We start from the raw sequence: 15,325 nt of genomic DNA on the forward strand, positions 1-15,325 counted from the left end.
GCGAGCACCGCGACCCCCTCGACCTCGGGGGCGGGCCGCCCTAGGGTCGGCGGCATGCGATTCGGACTCTTCATCCCCCAGGGCTGGCGCCACGACCTCGTCGGCGTCCCGGCCGCCGACCAGTGGCGCACCATGAGCGACCTCGCCCGGCACGCCGACGACGGCGCCTGGGAGTCGATCTGGGTCTACGACCACTTCCACACCGTCCCGCAGGTGACGGAGGAGGCGACGCACGAGGCGTGGTCGCTGATGAGCGCGTTCGGCGCCACCACGTCGCGCGTGCGGCTGGGCCAGATGTGCACCTGCATGGGCTACCGGAACCCCGCCTACCTCGCCAAGGTCGCGACGACCGTCGACATCGTCTCGGGCGGGCGGGTCGAGATGGGCATCGGCGGCGGTTGGTACGAGCACGAGTGGCGCGCGTACGGCTACGGCTTCCCGCCGATCGCCGAGCGGCTGGGCCGGCTCGACGAGGGAGTGCAGATCCTGCAGCAGGCCTGGACGACCGGGTCCGCGACCCTCGACGGCCGCTACTACCAGGTGGACGGCGCGCAGAACCGGCCGCTGCCCCTGCAGGAGGGCGGCATCCCGCTGTGGGTCGCCGGCGGCGGCGAGAAGGTCACGCTGCGGATCGCGGCCCAGTACGCGCAGTACACGAACTTCGCCGGGACCCCGGAGGCGTTCGACCACAAGAGCTCGGTCCTCCGCGGGCACTGCGAGCGCCTGGGCACCGACTTCTCGGCGATCACCCGGAGCTCGAACTACAACGTCGTGATCGGCGAGACGGAGGCGGAGGTCGAGGCGGCGCTGCAGCGTCTCGAGGAGCGCGTGGTCCCGTACCTCGGCGCGGAGGGAGCGGCGTCCTTCGTCGCCGAGTACCGCAGCCCCGACGCGCTCGCGGTCGGCACTCCCGCGCAGATCGTCGACCGCCTCGCCGGCATGCAGTCGCGCGGGATGGACTACGGCATCCTCTACTTCCCGGACGCCGCCTACGACCGGTCCGGCATCGAGCTGTTCGAGCGCGAGGTGCTGCCGGCGCTCTCCTGAGCGCGGAGCGGCGGGGGCTCCTACGCCTCCCGCCCCCCGCCCGCAAGTCCTTGGGGCGTCCCGGCCCCGCGCCTACGGTCGGAGCATGGACGCACAGGACATCCGCTGGAACGACGAAGCCCGCGACAAGATCCTCGAGGACTCGGACAGGGTCCTCCGCGAGGCGGTGCTCGACCTCGCGACGAGCAAGAAGGGCGAGCCCTGGGAGGACGTGTTCGCCGAGCTGAACGCGCGCCTCAAGGACCGCTTCATCGACTTCGAGCCCGGCCCGGACCTCCGCAAGTACGCCGAGGCCGTCTCCGCCGGGGAGATCGAGACCGGCTCGTGAGCGAGCACGACCGCGACGCCGCGCTCGAGGACGAGATCACCTCGATCCACGCCCTCGGCGAGGGCCGCGTCGGCGAGACGGCCGGCCCGGAGGACGAGGACCACGAGCTCTCGCCCGAGCAGGACGCCCGCATCGAGTCCGAGCTGAAGAGCCGGGGCAGCGAGAGCTGATCCCCCGGTACGCGGAAGGCCCGCTCCCCCTCGAGGGAGCGGGCCTTCCGCGTGAGTCGCGATTACGCCGAGAGGGGCTCGTAGTCGGTGTAGCCCTCGGCTCCTCCGCCGTAGACCGTCTCCTGGACGACCTCGTTCTCGGGGTGCCCGCCCTGCCAGCGCTCGACCAGGTCGGGGTTGGCGATCGCCGGGCGGCCGACGGCCACGGCGTCGGCGTGGCCCTCGCTGATCAGCTCGGTCGCCTCCTCGCGGCTGGTCGGCGAGCCGAAGCCGCTGTTGGCGATGAAGACGCCGTCGAAGCGCGAGCGGAGGTCCTGGACCAGCTCGCCGGCGGGCTCGGCGTGCAGGACGCTGAGGTAGGCCAGGCCGAGCGGGGCGAGCCCGTCGACGACGGCCTCGTAGGTGGCGCGCACGTCGTCGGCGTCGGTCTCGACGACGTCCTGGATGTTGTGGGCCGGCGAGAGGCGGATGCCGACGCGGCCCGCTCCGACCTCGTCGACGATCGCGCGGGTGACCTCGAGCGGGAACGCGGCGCGCTCGGCCGGGGTCCCGCCGTACTGATCGGTGCGCACGTTGGAGACGGGCGAGAGGAACTCGTGCAGCAGGTAGCCGTTGGCGCCGTGCACCTCGACTCCGTCGAAGCCGGCGTCGATCGCGCGGCGGGCGGCGGCGACGAACTCGTCGCGGACGGTCGCCAGCTCCTCGGTGGTCAGCGCGTGCGGCACCGGGAAGGGCTTCTTGCCGGAGGGGGTGTGCACCTCTCCGTCGATGGCGACGGCGCTCGGGGCGACGATGCGGTCGGTGCCGGTGATCTCGGTGTGCGAGACGCGGCCCGCGTTCATCAGCTGCATGACGATGCGCCCGCCCGCGGCGTGCACGGCGTCGGCGACGGCGCGCCAGCCCGCGGCCTGCGCGTCGGTCTCGATGCCGGGCTGCCCGGCGTAGCCCTTGGACTCGGCGCTGGGGAAGACGCCCTCGCTGATCAGCAGGCCCATGCTCGCGCGCTGGGCGTAGTACTCGGCGACGATCGCGCCGGGCACGCCCTGCTCGTCGGAGCGCAGTCGCGTCATCGGTGCCAGGACGATGCGGTTGGGGAGGTCGAGGTCGCCGGCGGTGAGGGGGGAGAACGGATCCACGGGATCGCCTTTCTACGGAGCTGTCTCAGGGGGCTGCCCTGAGGGGGGAGGCACGTGCACCTGCGGCGCACTCCGGGCAGCAACCGCGAGCGGAGCACGGTCATTCCTCCTCCCGGCGTTCTCCCATCCCCCGCGCCCCGGGCACGCGGTCGACGGCCTGCCGCCTCCCGACCCCTGCTCGGACACCGGGGCTGTCTACACTCGGGAGGCGACGACGAAGGAGTGTGCGCGATGCCGGCGAGACCCCACCACCCCGTGAGCTTCCGGCTGCTGCCGGCGCTCGCGGCCCTCCTGATCGCCGCGGTCCTCGCGCTGGTCCCCGCGACCGCGGCGACGGCCGAATCGCCCGTCTCCTTCTCCTCCTCCACCGTCCTCGACTCGGTCGGGGTGCTGAGCTCCGGAGAGACCGCCGAGATCGAGCAGGCCTCGCGGGCCCTCTACGACCAGCACCGCGTGCAGCTGTTCGTCGCCTTCGTCGACTCCTTCACCGATCCGTCCGACCGCGCCGCGTGGGCGGACGAGACCGCGACCCGCAACGGACTGGGCACCGACGACGTCCTCCTGGCCGTCGCGGTCGACGCCCGCCAGTACCAGGTGTCGGTCGCGCAGGGCTTCGCCCTCGACGACGCGCAGGTCTCCTCGCTCCAGTCCGACGACATCGAGCCGAGGCTCGCCGACGGCGACTGGGCCGGAGCCGCGGTGGCCGCCGCCGACGGGATCGGGCAGCGCCTCGACGCGCCCAGCGCCGGCGAGTCCCTCGGCTCGGGGCTGCTGATCGCGCTCGGCGTGCTCGCGGCCCTCGTCGTGGTCGGCCTCGTGGTGCTGCTGCTCGTCCGCCGCGCGCGGAAGCGCCGCGCCCAGGAAGCGGTGGAGGCCTCGATCGACGAACTCGCCACCCGTGCCGGATCGGCCCTCGTCCACGCCGACGACGCCGTCCGCACCAGCGAGCAGGAGGTCGGCTTCGCGGAGGCGCAGTTCGGCGCCGACGCGACCGGCGCGTTCCGCGAGGCGCTCGTCACCGCGAAGCGCCTGCTCGGCGAGGCCTTCACCCTGCAGCAGCGCCTCGACGACGCCGAGCCGGAGACCGATCAGGAGCGCCGCGACGGCTACCAGCGCATCCTCCAGCTCTGCGCCGACGCCGAGCAGACGCTCGACGAGCGCGCGAGCGCGTTCGAGGAGCTGCGCGACCTCGAGAAGAACGCGCCGCAGGTCGCCGCCGCGCTCTCGGCTCGCGCCGCCGAGGTCGGCGACCGCCTCCCCTCGGCCCGCGCCCGCCTCGCCGAGCTCGCCTCCCGCTACGCGCCGACCGCGATCGACGACGTGGGCGACGACGCCGACCAGGCCGAGGACCGCCTCCGCTTCACCCGCGACCAGCTCGCCGGCGCCCAGCAGGCGCTGCAGGCCGGCGACTCCGGCCGCGCCGCCGTGCTGCTGCGCGCCGGGCAGCAGGCCGCCGAGCAGGCCTCCGGGCTCGTCGACGCGGTGGCGACGCGCGGCGACGAGCTGCAGAAAGCGGAGGCCTCGCTCGCCGGCCGCATCGCCGAGATCCGCGCCGACGTGGCGCAGGGACGAGCGCTCGCCGCCTCCCAGGACGCGGAGTCCGCCGCCCAGGACGCGGAGTCCGCCGCCCAGGCGCAGAACGTCGCCGCGGCGGTCGCCTCGACCGAGGCCGCCCTCGACGACGTCGAGCGCGCCGCCTCCGTGCGGCCGAACGACCCGCTCGCCCTGCTCGAGGCGCTCACCGCCGCCGACGCCACGATCGACGCCGCCGTCGGCGGGTTCCGCGACGCGCAGGCCCAGCGCGAGCGCGAGCGGGCCGCCCTCGGCGCCGAGCTCACCTCCGCCCGCAGCCGCGTCTCGGCCGCCGAGGACTTCATCGCGGCCCGCCGCGGCGCGGTCGGCTCGGAGGCGCGCACCCGCGTCGCCGAGGCCGCCCGCTCGGCCGAGTACGCCGAGCGCATCGCCGCCACCGACCCCCGCGAGGCTCTCGCCTCCGCCCAGCGCGCCTCGCAGCTCGCCCAGCAGGCGCTCGAGCGGGCGCGGGCCGACGCCGGCTCCTACTCCGCCCCGAACGCCGTCGGCAGCCCCTACGGTGGCGACACGACCGGCGCGTTCCTCGGCGGGATCCTGGTCGAGTCGCTCCTGGGAGGCGGACGCCGCAGCGGCTACCGCTCGGGCGGCTTCGGCGGAGGCGGCTCGTCCCGGCGCTCCGGCGGCGGCGGCTTCGGCGGCGGGCGCAGCAGCGGCGGAGGCGGACGACGCGGCGGCGGCGGGCGCTTCTGAGCGCCCCCGGGCATCCGCGCACGACCGACGACCACCACCTCCCCCACGACTCCGGCACCACCTCCGACATCCGGCACCACCCACGACGCAAGGAGAGACACCCATGGCACAGAGACAGTCGATCTTCGGCCGCATCGCGCAGCTCGCGAAGGCCAACATCAACGCGCTCCTCGACCAGGCCGAGGACCCGCAGAAGATGCTCGACCAGATGGTCCGCGACTACACCGACAGCATCCGCGACGCCGAGGCGGCGATCGCCACCACGATCGGCAACCTGCGCCTGCTCGAGGACGACTACCGCGAGGACGTGCAGAACGCCCAGGAGTGGGGCGGCAAGGCCCTCGCCGCGAGCCGCAAGGCCGACGAGCTGCGCACCGGCGGGAGCGCCGGCGACGCCGACAAGTTCGACGCGCTGGCCAAGGTCGCTCTGCAGCGCCAGATCCAGTCCGAGAAGGAGGCGAAGGACGCCGAGCCGACCATCGCCTCGCAGACCGAGGTCGTCGACAAGCTCAAGACGGGCCTGAACCAGATGCGCGAGAAGCTGCAGCAGCTCTCGAGCAAGCGCGACGAGCTGATCGCGCGCTCGAAGACCGTCGAGGCGCAGAGCCAGGTCCAGGACGCCGTGAAGAGCATCGACCTGATGGACCCGACGAGCGAGGTGAGCCGCTTCGAGCAGAAGATCCGCCGCGAGGAGGCGCGCGTCCGCGGCGCGGAGGAGCTCGCCTCCTCGAGCCTGGACGCGCAGTTCGAGTCGCTCGAGGACCTCGGCGAGATGACCGAGGTGGAGGCGCGCCTCGCCGCGCTCAAGTCCGGCCGCCCGCAGGACTCGATCGGCTCCTGAGCCCGTGCGCCTCCGGCGGTCCCGCCGGAGGCGCACTCCCCTTCCCGACACGCGCGGAGCGAAGGCTGGCAATCGCCATGGTGCGGTGCCGCCGCCGTCCCCGTAGTGTTCACACCAGGTTGCCCTTGACCCCGGTCGCCCTGATGCCGCGTCCGGCCCCTACCGACGCGGTGAACCATGAGCGGACCGCCCCCGTCGGGATCGCTCACCGAGAGACCGTCGACGCCGACGGTCACCACGAAGAGCGAGGCGCCGATGAGCACCCCCACCACCACGTCCGTCACCGGAGGCGCCCCCCGCGTCGTCCGCACCCGCCCCCGCGCCGACGGCCGCGTCAACCCGACGACCGAGTACTCCGGTCTCCTCAGCACGGTCCGCGACGCGGGGCTCCTCCGCCGCCGCACCGGCTTCTACTACACGATGTTCGGCGCGCTGGTCCTCGCGCTCGGCGGCATCGTCACCGGCTTCGTCCTGCTGGGCGACTCCTGGTTCCAGCTCCTGCTCGCCGCCGCCCTCGGCATCGTGCTGACCCAGTTCGCCTTCCTCGCCCACGAGGCCTCGCACCGCCAGGTGTTCGAGTCCGGCAAGGCCAACGACGTCGCCGGGCGCACCCTCGCGAACCTCTTCGTCGGCATCAGCTACTCCTGGTGGATGACCAAGCACAGCCGCCACCACGCGAACCCGAACGTGCTGGGCAAGGACCCGGACATCGAGCGCGACGTCGTCTCCTTCACCGCCGAGGACGCCGCCCGCTCGCGCGGCCTCTACGCCTGGCTCACCCGCCGCCAGGGCTACGCGTTCTTCCCGCTCCTGCTGCTCGAGGGCCTCAACCTGCACCTGCACGGCTTCCGCACCGTGTTCGGCAAGGGCAAGGTCGACAAGCGCTGGGTCGAGATCACCATGCTCGTCACCCGCGTCGGCCTCTACCTCGCCGTCATCTTCTGGGCCCTCCCCCTCGGCATGGCGTTCGCCTTCGTCGGCGTGCAGCTGGGCGTCTTCGGCCTCTACATGGGCGCCTCGTTCGCGCCGAACCACAAGGGCATGCCGCTGCTGCCGAAGGAGGCGCGCGTCGACTTCCTCCGCCGCCAGGTCCTCACCTCGCGCAGCATCCGCAGCACCTGGTTCACCGACCTCTACATGGGCGGCCTCAACTACCAGGTGGAGCACCACCTCTTCCCGAACATGCCCCGCCCGGCGCTGCGCCGTGCGCAGGTCATCGCCAAGGAGTACTGCACCACCCACCAGATCCCCTACACCGAGACCTCGTTGATGGAGTCGTACGCGATCGTCGTCCGCTACCTCAACAAGGTCGGCCTGTCGGCCGGCGGCGACCCGTTCGACTGCCCCGCCGCCTCCGCCTACGGACGCTGAGCACTCCCCCTTCGGAGGCCCCTCGCACCTTCCCGGTGCGGGGGGCCTCCGTCGTTCGCGGGAGCGCAAGGGGGTGCCCCCGCGGGCGGCGGAGTCGTAGCGTCGGGGCATGAGCAGCTCCGACTACGACATCGAGCCCACCCCCGCCGACACGACCGACGGCACCGACACGACCGACGGCGCCCGCACGCCCGACCCCGCCACCGAGACCGGCACCTCCGCGGGCCTCGACGAGGTCGGCGGCGCGGCCTCCCCCCTGGCCGACGGCGTCGGCGCCGACGGCGAGGAGCAGAACCCCCCGCTGCCCGACTGGGGCCCCACCGACGGCGTCCACGGCACCGACGCCGAGACCGACGCCTCGGGCACCGAGCAGCACTGACACGGCTCCGCGAGGGACCTCCCCGGCCGGTCGGCGAACGTTCCGACCGCGTTCCGAGGAGGTCCCTCCGTGTTCGCCGGAGGGTCGGCCGGCGCTCGGGCGCCGCGCCCTACACTGGCGAAATGCAGCCGACCGAACGCGCCCTCCGCGTGATCTCCTACAACCTCCGGGAGCACCGAGCGCACGCCGAGATCGCCCCCCTCGCCGCCCGCCACGACATCGACGTCCTGTGCCTGCAGGAGTGCGACACCACGAAGCTGCCGCAGGAGGTGGGCTCGCTCCGGCTCGCGTCCGTCACGGCCCGCAACCGCCTGGGCCTGGCCGTCTACTACTCGCAGGACCGCTTCGAGCTCTCCGGCAGCGCCGCGTTCGAGCTCAGCAAGTCCATGCACGACCGCGTGATGTCCCCCGCTCACGAGCGCCTGCTGGCCGTCCGCCTCGACGACCGCGACGGCGGATCGATCGCGGTCTCCTCCTTCCACGCCGCTCCGCTGTCGGCAGGCAACGCCCTGCGCCGCAAGCAGATCGACGAGGCGCTGAACCGGCTGCGCGAGTACGCGCCGGACACCCCCTCCCTGATGGTCGGCGACTACAACTACCCGTGGTTCTTCCGCGGACTCGACCGCCGGATGACCCGGAACGGCTACCTGGTCTCGCGGAGCGACTCCCCCACCTACGCGCGCTACCGCTACTTCAGCGGCCACTTCGACTTCGCGATCAGCGACTCCGTGCGGATCGAGCGGGTCTCCACGCTGCCCCAGGGCGTCTCGGACCACCTCCCGGTGATGGTCGACGCGCACTACGGCGTCCCCGCCGCCTGAGCGCGGGGCCCACTGGCCCGCACGGTCGGTAGGCTCAGGGGGTGACGACCCTGATCCTCGCCCGGCACGGAGAGACTGTCTGGCACTCCGAGAACCGCTTCGCGGGCTCCTCCGACATCGCGCTGACCCCCCGGGGCCAGGACCAGGCGGCGACTCTGGCCGCCTGGGCCGTCGACGCCGACCTCGAGGCGGTGTACTCCTCCACCCTGGTCCGGGCCGTGCGCACCGCCGTGCCCGCCGCGCGGGCGGCCCACCTCGAGCTGCAGCCCGACCCGGCGCTGGTCGAGGTCGACTTCGGCCGCGGCGAGGGGCTGACCACCGACGAGATGGAGAAGCGCTTCCCGGACGAGTACCACGCGTGGGTCGCCGCTCCGGCCATCCAGCCGATGCCCGGCGGCGAGTCCGGCCTCGACGCCGTCGCCCGCGCGAACACCTCGCTCGCCCGCATCCACCGCGAGCACCCCGACGGCCGCGTGCTCGTCGTCGCGCACGGCACGCTCATCCGCCTCCTGCTGTGCGCCTACCTCGGCATCAACCCCGAGACCTACCGGCACACCTTCCCGGTGGTCGACAACGTCTCGCTGACCACACTGCGCTGGGACGCGACCGGCGTCGGCCTGCTCGGCTACAACGTCCCGCCCGTCCAGACGCAGCGGCGCTCCAGCTGAGCGCAGCGGCCGCTCCGGAGCGGCGCCCGGCGAGCGCGGGCTCGATCGGCCTGGTGCTCGGGTCGGTCGCGAGCGTGCAGCTGGGCGCCTCCTTCGCCGTGCTGCTCTTCCCCGCCGCGGGGCCGATCGGCACCGTCACGCTCCGGCTGGTGTTCTCGGCCGTCGTTCTGCTCCTGGTCTGCCGTCCGCGGCTGCGCGGCCACAGCCGGAGCGACTGGGCCACCGTCGCCGCCTACGGTCTCGCCCTCGGCGGGATGAACGCCTGCTACTACGAGGCCATCGCCCGGATCCCGCAGGGCGCCGCCGTCACCCTCGAGGTGCTCGGGCCGCTGACGCTCTCGGTGATCGCCGGGAGGAGCGTGCTGAGCCTGGTCTGGGCGGTGCTCGCGCTGGCCGGAGTGGTGACCCTGTCGCAGGGCGGGTTCTCGGCGCTGGACCCGGTCGGCGTCGGCTTCGCGCTGGGGGCCGCTGTGCTCTGGGCCGCGTACATCGTCTTCGCCGGCCGCACCGGCGGGCGGTTCCAGGGGATCGACGGGCTCGCGCTGGCGCTGGCGGCCGGCGCGATCGTGTCGCTGCCGTTCGGCATCGCCTCCGCCGGACCCGCCCTGGTGGTGCCGCCGGTGCTGCTCCTCGGGCTCGCCGTCGCGGTGCTCTCCTCCGCGGTGCCCTATGCGCTGGAGCTGCTGGCGCTGCGGCGCCTGCGCTCCTCCACATTCTCGATCCTGATGTCGCTCTCCCCCGGGGCGGCCGCGCTCTCGGGCTTCCTCGTGCTCGGTCAGCGCCTCAGCGCCGTCGAGGCCGTCGGGATCGCGCTCGTGGTCGCCGCGAGCATCGGAGCGGTGCGGACCGCGCGGACCTCCGCCTGAGCGGCAGTTCTTTTGTTAGGCTAACTATGTGCCATCGACCGAGACCCTGCAGACCGATCTCCCGCTGACCTCCCTCGCGGGCGAGGTGCGGGCAGCGGTCGGCCGGCTCGGACGGCGGCTCCGGCAGGAGAAGGCCCAGCACGAGCTCAGCGATCCGCAGTTCAGCGTGCTCGCACTCCTGCACCGCGAGGGCGCCAAGACCCTCGGCGAGCTGGCCGAGGCGGAGCGGGTCCGCCCGCCCTCGATGACCCGCACGGTCGGCTGCCTGGTCGACGAAGGACTCGCGGAGCGCCTCGCCGACCCCGCCGACGGCCGCGTCACCCGCATCCGCCCCACCGGGGCCGGCACCGCACTGGTGCTCGACGTGCGCCGCAGCCGCGACGCGTGGCTCGTGGCGCGCCTCGAGGAGCTCCCTCCCGAGGACCTGCGCCTGCTCCACGACGCGGCGGCGGTCCTGCGCGCGGTGGCCGACCGATGAGCGCGATGTTCCGCTCCCTCGCCGTGCCGAACTACCGCATCTGGTTCGCGGGCGCGATGGTCTCGAACGTCGGCACCTGGATGCAGCGGACGGCCCAGGACTGGATCGTGATCAACGACCTGACCGACCACGACGCGACGGCGCTCGGCGTGACCATGGCACTGCAGTTCGGACCGCAGCTCGTGATGGTCCCCTTCTCCGGCTTCATCGCCGACCGCTTCGACCGGCGGAAGCTCCTGATGGCCACCCAGGGCGCGATGGGCGCGCTCGGGCTCGGCCTGGGACTCATCGTCGTGACCGGGGTCGTCCAGCTCTGGATGGTCTACCTCTTCGCCCTGCTGCTCGGCTTCGCCGCGGCGATCGACGCGCCCGTGCGCCAGACGTTCGTCTCGGCGCTGGTCGAGGAGCGCGACCTCACCAACGCCGTCTCGCTGAACTCGGCCTCCTTCAACTCGGCGCGGATGATCGGACCGGCCCTCGCGGGCGTGCTCATCGCCGCGGTCGGCTCCGGCTGGGTCTTCCTCCTCAACGCCGCGAGCTTCCTCGCCGTCCTGCTCTCGCTGCGCGCGCTGCACCGCGACCAGCTCCGCAGCGCCCCGCGGGCCACCCGCGGCCCGGGTGCGCTGCTGGAGGGGTTCCGCTACGTCTCGAAGCGGCCGGACATCCTCGTGGTGCTCGCGATCGTGTTCCTGATCGGCACCTTCGGCCTGAACTTCCCGATCTTCGCCTCGACGATGGCGACGGTCGAGTTCGACATGGGGGCGAGCGAGTTCGGCCTCCTCTCCTCCGCGATCGCCGTCGGCTCGGTGCTGGGGGCGCTCCTCTCGGCTCGCCGCGATCGCCCGAGGCTCCGGCTCATCGTCGGCGCCTCCGCCGCGTTCGGCGTCGCGCTCGCGCTGGCCGGCGTCATGCCGACGGTCTGGGCGTTCGCGATCCTGCTCCCCTTCGTCGGCATCGCGGCGCAGACGCTGATGACCTCGGCCAACGGCTACGTGCAGCTCTCGACCGCCCCCGAGATGCGGGGCCGGGTCATGGCGCTGTACATGGCCATCTTCGTCGGCGGCACCCCGATCGGCGCACCGCTGATCGGCTGGGTCGCGAACGCCTACGGTCCGCGCCAGGCGATGCTGGTCGGTGCCGCCTCCGGGATCGCGGCGGCCGCCATCGGACTCGCCTTCCACCTCCGCCTGCGCCGCGCCGCCCGGCTCGCGGCCCCCGGGCCGGAGGCTCTGCCCGCCACCGGCGGAGTCCCCCTGCTGCGCCCGCGCGCCTAGGCTCCGTCGGCCGGTCCGCACGCCGGGCGGATCCGCGGACCGCCCACTCGACGGGTCTCCCCCGACGCGGGGCGCGACCGCCGCCCGCCCTCAGGCCTCGCGGGTGATCTCGACGCGGACGAAGAGCTTCGACGAGCGGGGCCCGGCGAACACCCCGCGCAGCGGCGCGATGTCGTTGTAGTCGCGGCCGCGGCCGACGATGACGTGGCGGTCGCCGATGTCGATCAGGTTCGTCGGGTCGTAGCCGCGCCAGGCTCCTCCGCAGAACCACTCGACCCACGCGTGGGACTCCCCCACCACGGTCTCGCCGATCTCGGCGTGCGGCTTGGGGTGCAGGTAGCCCGAGACGTAGCGCGCCGGGATGCCCACCGAGCGCAGCGCCCCGAGGACGATGTGCGTGATGTCCTGGCAGACGCCCTCGCGCGCGGTCCACGACTCCGTCGCGGTGGAGTGCACGCCGGTGACGCCCTGCCGGTAGGTCATCGCCCGGCCGATCGTCTCGGCGATCGTGAGCGCGGCCTCGCACGGGCCGGCCGCCTCGTCCGCGAGCGACCGCGCCATCGCCGCGAGGTCCTCCGGCGGCGCGGTGCGGTGGGTCTGCTTCGACTGCTCCACGTACTCGGTGCGCGTCTCGACCTGCTCGGACAGCTGATCCCACCCGGTCGGGTGGTCGGGGTGCTGCTTCGGCCGGATCTCGACGAGCGAGGTCGCCGTCAGCGAGAGCTCGCGGTGGGCGTCGAGCACGTCGAACGACGAGACGCGGGTGCCCCAGTAGTCGGTGTAGGCGTGGACCGAGGTCACCGGCCGGATGTCGAGGTTCGAGAACAGCACCAGCTGCCCGTCCGAGGAGGCGGGGAGCATCCGCGCCTCGTTGTAGGACGCGACCACGTCCCCCGCGTAGGTGAAGCCCGTGGTGTGCCTGATGCGCAGCCTGCTCACAGCGCCTCCCCGATCCAGCTCGGCATGACGTTGGTGGGGAAGTACCGCTGGCGGATCGCCTCGGACGCGGCCGAGGTCGCCTCCTGCACGCTGTCCATGTGCCGCGGCAGGTCCTCGAGGATGTCGGTGATCGGCCGGAACTCCAGCTCGCTGCGGATCCGCCCGAGGACGCGCTGCGCGTCGCCGGAGTGGCCGATGCGGCCGGTGCGCGGCTCGATGTCGCGCATGCACGCCTCCGCCCGCGAGACCGAGAAGAGGATCGAGCGCGGGAACAGCCGGTCCAGGAGGAGGAACTCGGCCGCGTTCCGCGCGCTCGGCACGCCCCGGTAGGTGCGCAGGTACGCCTCGTAGGCGCCGCAGGAGCGGAGGATCGTGGTCCAGGAGGGGCCGCTCGCCTCGGTCAGCGAGCGGGTGGCGAGCAGGCGGGCGGTCATGTCGGCGCGCTCGATCGAGCGGCCGAGGGTGAAGAACTGCCAGGCCTCGTCGCGCGAGGTCGCCGACTCGATGATGCCGACGGCGAGGGCGGAGCGCTCGCGCACCCAGCTGAAGAACTCCGACACCCGCTCGCCCGAGACGCGGCGCGGCATCCGGGTGCGCGTGGTGTTGAGGCACTCCCAGAGCTCGGTCGAGACGATCTCGCGCGCCCGGCGGGCGTTCTCGCGGGCCGCGCCGAGCGAATAGGCGATCGAGGCGGGGTTCGTGCGGTCGATCGCGAGGATCGCCAGCACGTCGGCGCGGGTGATCTCGCGCATATCGTCGGGCGGGGTCGAGCCCATCACCGACAGGAGCGAGCGGCAGGCCGTGTCCTCGTCGATCCACGGGTCCTCGAGCAGGAGCTGGAGGTGGACGTCGAGGATGCGGGCGGTGCCATCGGACCGCTCGATGTAGCGGCCGATCCAGAACAGCGACTCGGCGATCCGGGAGAGCATCAGTCGTCCTCCCCCGCCGCGAGCGTCTGCTGCTGCTGCTGGTCCTGGTCGGTGTTCGGCGCGTCCTGCGGCGAGTGGTCGGGCGTGTGGTTGAGCGGGTAGACGATCGGGATGGAGCTGGTGACCGCGGCCTGCTCGGCGACGAGCGCCTGGATGTCGCGCGCCTCGGGATCGGCGCTGCGCGCCTCCTCGAGGCCGACCACCCAGGTGTCCTTCGATCCGCCGCCCTGCGACGAGTTGACGACGAGCTGCCCCTCGGGGAGCGCGACGCGGGTCAGGCCGCCGGGCAGCACCCAGACGTCGGTGCCGTCGTTCACGGCGAAGGGCCGCAGGTCGGCGTGCCGGGGGCGCATCCCGTCGTCGACGAGGGTGGGGATGGTGGAGAGCTGCACGACCGGCTGCGCGATCCAGCCGCGCGGGTCGGCCTGGAGGCGGGAGCGCAGCTCCGCGAGCTCCTTCGCCGAGGCGGCCGGCCCGACGACCAGGCCCTTGCCGCCGGAGCCGTCGACCGGCTTCACGACGAGCTCGTCGAGGCGGTCGAGCACCTCCTCGAGCGCTCCCGGATCCTCGAGCCGCCACGTGTCGACGTTCTTGATCACCGGCTCCTCCGAGAGGTAGTAGCGGATGAGGTCGGGCAAGTACGTGTAGACGAGCTTGTCGTCGGCGACGCCGTTGCCGACCGCGTTGGCGATCGTGACGTTCCCGAGCCGGGCCGCGAGCATCAGCCCGGGCGAGCCGAGCATCGAGTCGGCGCGGAACTGCAGCGGATCGAGGAACTCGTCGTCCACGCGGCGGTAGATCACGTCGACCCGGGTCGGGCCGGAGGTGGTGCGCATGAACACCTTGCCGCCCGTGCAGAACAGGTCGCGGCCCTCGACCAGCTCGACGCCCATGAGGCGGGCGAGGAGGGTGTGCTCGAAGTAGGCGGAGTTGTAGACGCCCGGGGTGAGCACGACCACGGTCGGGTCGTCGACGCCCTCGGGGGCGGAGGCGCGGAGGGCCTGCAGCAGCTTGTTCGGGTAGTCGCCGACCGGGCGCACCCGCATCGAGACGAACAGCTCGGGCAGCGTCTGCGCCATCACCCGGCGGTTCGAGATGACGTAGGAGACGCCGGAGGGCACGCGGACGTTGTCCTCGAGGACCCGCCAGCCGCCCTTCTCGTCGCGGATCAGGTCGATCCCGGACACCTGGATCCGCACGCCGTTCGCGGGGACGATGCCCGCGGCCTGCCGGTGGAAGTGGCTGGAGCTCGAGATCAGCCCGGCGGGGATGACGCCGTCGGCCACGGCGTTCTGCGGGCCGTAGACGTCGGCGAGGAACGCCTCGAGAGCACGGACCCGCTGCTTGATGCCGGTCTGCACCTCGTTCCACTCGGCGCGCTCGATCACCCGGGGGACGGCGTCGAGGGGGAACGGCCGCTCCTCCCCCGCGAAGTCGAAGGTGACGCCCTGCGCTAGGTAGGAGGAGGCGAGCGCGTCGGTGCGGCCGCGCAGCTCCTCCTGGGTCATCCGCGCGAGCGAGGAGTAGATGTCGCGGTAGGCGCCGCGGACCCCGTCGGGGCCTCCAGTCGACGCCACGTCGGCGAACATCTCGTCCCAGGGGGTGGCGCCCGTGTCGGGCCGCTCGACCTTCTGGGACCCGTATCCGTCGAAGAGGTCACCCATGGCACGACTCTAGTGCGGGGCGTATTGCGGGGATGTTTCGGGCGGCCGCGGGGCGAGCGGGGCGGGTCGGCGACGTCCGGGCACGGCACCGGCGCCGTCCTCCGACAGGCCGGCGGAGGCCCGGGGATCCA

At 73.1% G+C, this 15,325-nt stretch carries 16 protein-coding genes; 12 read left to right on the forward strand and 4 right to left on the reverse strand.

The features are described from left to right. The first annotated feature begins 54 nt into the window (after window positions 1–54). The 3 genes from C5C50_RS11945 (at window position 55) to C5C50_RS17020 (ending at window position 1,545) form a co-directional block, all read left to right on the forward strand. Entirely contained in the window at window positions 55–1,047 is a 993-nt protein-coding gene (locus tag C5C50_RS11945) for an LLM class F420-dependent oxidoreductase (protein ID WP_104246861.1), read from the forward strand. Between the two features lie 85 nt (window positions 1,048–1,132). Next, window positions 1,133–1,375, forward strand: coding sequence for a hypothetical protein (locus C5C50_RS11950; protein WP_068251275.1), 243 nt, complete (start codon window positions 1,133–1,135; stop codon window positions 1,373–1,375). After that, entirely contained in the window at window positions 1,372–1,545 is a 174-nt protein-coding gene (locus tag C5C50_RS17020) for a hypothetical protein (RefSeq protein ID WP_160035225.1), read from the forward strand. The genes C5C50_RS11950 and C5C50_RS17020 overlap by 4 nt, the downstream gene beginning before the upstream one ends. A 62-nt stretch (window positions 1,546–1,607) precedes the next feature. On the opposite strand, the gene C5C50_RS11955 is transcribed toward C5C50_RS17020, so the two are convergent. Next, window positions 1,608–2,681, reverse strand: coding sequence for an alkene reductase (locus tag C5C50_RS11955; RefSeq protein ID WP_104238614.1), 1,074 nt, complete (start codon window positions 2,679–2,681; stop codon window positions 1,608–1,610). A gap of 231 nt (window positions 2,682–2,912) precedes the next feature. Here C5C50_RS11955 and C5C50_RS11960 point away from each other — a divergent pair, with 231 nt between their 5' ends. The 9 genes from C5C50_RS11960 (at window position 2,913) to C5C50_RS12000 (ending at window position 11,662) form a co-directional block, all read left to right on the forward strand. Next, the gene (locus tag C5C50_RS11960) at window positions 2,913–4,964 is read left to right on the forward strand and encodes a TPM domain-containing protein (protein WP_104273525.1); all 2,052 of its coding nucleotides are present in this window, start codon (window positions 2,913–2,915) and stop codon (window positions 4,962–4,964) included. 103 nt (window positions 4,965–5,067) lie between these two features. Beyond that, a complete protein-coding gene (locus C5C50_RS11965) occupies window positions 5,068–5,805 on the forward strand; it encodes a PspA/IM30 family protein (RefSeq protein ID WP_104273526.1) in 738 nt (245 codons plus the stop codon). A gap of 255 nt (window positions 5,806–6,060) precedes the next feature. Then, window positions 6,061–7,176: an acyl-CoA desaturase gene (locus tag C5C50_RS11970; RefSeq protein WP_181133928.1), complete on the forward strand. Its 1,116-nt coding sequence runs from the start codon at window positions 6,061–6,063 to the stop codon at window positions 7,174–7,176. A gap of 109 nt (window positions 7,177–7,285) precedes the next feature. Then, complete coding sequence (locus tag C5C50_RS11975; protein ID WP_104258105.1) at window positions 7,286–7,555, forward strand: hypothetical protein; 270 nt, start codon at window positions 7,286–7,288, stop codon at window positions 7,553–7,555. 122 nt (window positions 7,556–7,677) lie between these two features. After that, entirely contained in the window at window positions 7,678–8,376 is a 699-nt protein-coding gene (locus C5C50_RS11980) for an endonuclease/exonuclease/phosphatase family protein (RefSeq protein WP_104223855.1), read from the forward strand. A 41-nt stretch (window positions 8,377–8,417) separates the two neighbouring features. Continuing rightward, window positions 8,418–9,044 carry a histidine phosphatase family protein gene (locus tag C5C50_RS11985; protein WP_104223854.1) on the forward strand — a complete coding sequence of 209 codons (627 nt, stop codon included), beginning with the start codon at window positions 8,418–8,420 and terminating at the stop codon, window positions 9,042–9,044. Between the two features lie 53 nt (window positions 9,045–9,097). Then, window positions 9,098–9,910: a DMT family transporter gene (locus C5C50_RS11990; RefSeq protein WP_244230592.1), complete on the forward strand. Its 813-nt coding sequence runs from the start codon at window positions 9,098–9,100 to the stop codon at window positions 9,908–9,910. 28 nt (window positions 9,911–9,938) lie between these two features. Then, complete coding sequence (locus C5C50_RS11995; RefSeq protein ID WP_258063346.1) at window positions 9,939–10,388, forward strand: MarR family winged helix-turn-helix transcriptional regulator; 450 nt, start codon at window positions 9,939–9,941, stop codon at window positions 10,386–10,388. Further along, window positions 10,385–11,662: an MFS transporter gene (locus tag C5C50_RS12000; RefSeq protein ID WP_104223853.1), complete on the forward strand. Its 1,278-nt coding sequence runs from the start codon at window positions 10,385–10,387 to the stop codon at window positions 11,660–11,662. Before C5C50_RS11995 ends, C5C50_RS12000 begins: the two co-directional genes overlap by 4 nt. Before the next feature lie 90 nt (window positions 11,663–11,752). Here the strand turns inward: C5C50_RS12000 and C5C50_RS12005 are convergent, their stop codons facing one another. The 3 genes from C5C50_RS12005 to C5C50_RS12015 are packed head-to-tail and all read right to left on the reverse strand — an operon-like array spanning window position 11,753 to window position 15,194. Beyond that, entirely contained in the window at window positions 11,753–12,601 is an 849-nt protein-coding gene (locus C5C50_RS12005; RefSeq protein ID WP_104223852.1) for a transglutaminase family protein, read from the reverse strand. After that, window positions 12,598–13,530, reverse strand: coding sequence for an alpha-E domain-containing protein (locus tag C5C50_RS12010; RefSeq protein WP_104223851.1), 933 nt, complete (start codon window positions 13,528–13,530; stop codon window positions 12,598–12,600). The genes C5C50_RS12005 and C5C50_RS12010 overlap by 4 nt, the downstream gene beginning before the upstream one ends. Next, complete coding sequence (locus tag C5C50_RS12015; RefSeq protein WP_104258103.1) at window positions 13,530–15,194, reverse strand: circularly permuted type 2 ATP-grasp protein; 1,665 nt, start codon at window positions 15,192–15,194, stop codon at window positions 13,530–13,532. Before C5C50_RS12015 ends, C5C50_RS12010 begins: the two co-directional genes overlap by 1 nt. Window positions 15,195–15,325: the final 131 nt, after the last annotated feature.

It is taken from the genome of Rathayibacter sp. AY1D9, assembly GCF_002932395.1.
Taxonomy (GTDB): domain Bacteria; phylum Actinomycetota; class Actinomycetes; order Actinomycetales; family Microbacteriaceae; genus Rathayibacter.

What these genes read in the sequence shown, in the direction of transcription:
- C5C50_RS12010 (WP_104223851.1), bottom strand. Translation starts at nt 13,530, where the DNA reads ATGCTCTCCCGGATCGCCGAGTCGCTGTTCTGGATCGGCCGCTACATC.
- C5C50_RS11965 (WP_104273526.1), top strand. Translation starts at nt 5,068, where the DNA reads ATGGCACAGAGACAGTCGATCTTCGGCCGCATCGCGCAGCTCGCGAAG.
- C5C50_RS11960 (WP_104273525.1), top strand. Translation starts at nt 2,913, where the DNA reads ATGCCGGCGAGACCCCACCACCCCGTGAGCTTCCGGCTGCTGCCGGCG.
- C5C50_RS11980 (WP_104223855.1), top strand. Translation starts at nt 7,678, where the DNA reads ATGCAGCCGACCGAACGCGCCCTCCGCGTGATCTCCTACAACCTCCGG.
- C5C50_RS11945 (WP_104246861.1), top strand. Translation starts at nt 55, where the DNA reads ATGCGATTCGGACTCTTCATCCCCCAGGGCTGGCGCCACGACCTCGTC.
- C5C50_RS12000 (WP_104223853.1), top strand. Translation starts at nt 10,385, where the DNA reads ATGAGCGCGATGTTCCGCTCCCTCGCCGTGCCGAACTACCGCATCTGG.
- C5C50_RS11970 (WP_181133928.1), top strand. Translation starts at nt 6,061, where the DNA reads ATGAGCACCCCCACCACCACGTCCGTCACCGGAGGCGCCCCCCGCGTC.
- C5C50_RS11950 (WP_068251275.1), top strand. Translation starts at nt 1,133, where the DNA reads ATGGACGCACAGGACATCCGCTGGAACGACGAAGCCCGCGACAAGATC.
- C5C50_RS12015 (WP_104258103.1), bottom strand. Translation starts at nt 15,194, where the DNA reads ATGGGTGACCTCTTCGACGGATACGGGTCCCAGAAGGTCGAGCGGCCC.
- C5C50_RS11975 (WP_104258105.1), top strand. Translation starts at nt 7,286, where the DNA reads ATGAGCAGCTCCGACTACGACATCGAGCCCACCCCCGCCGACACGACC.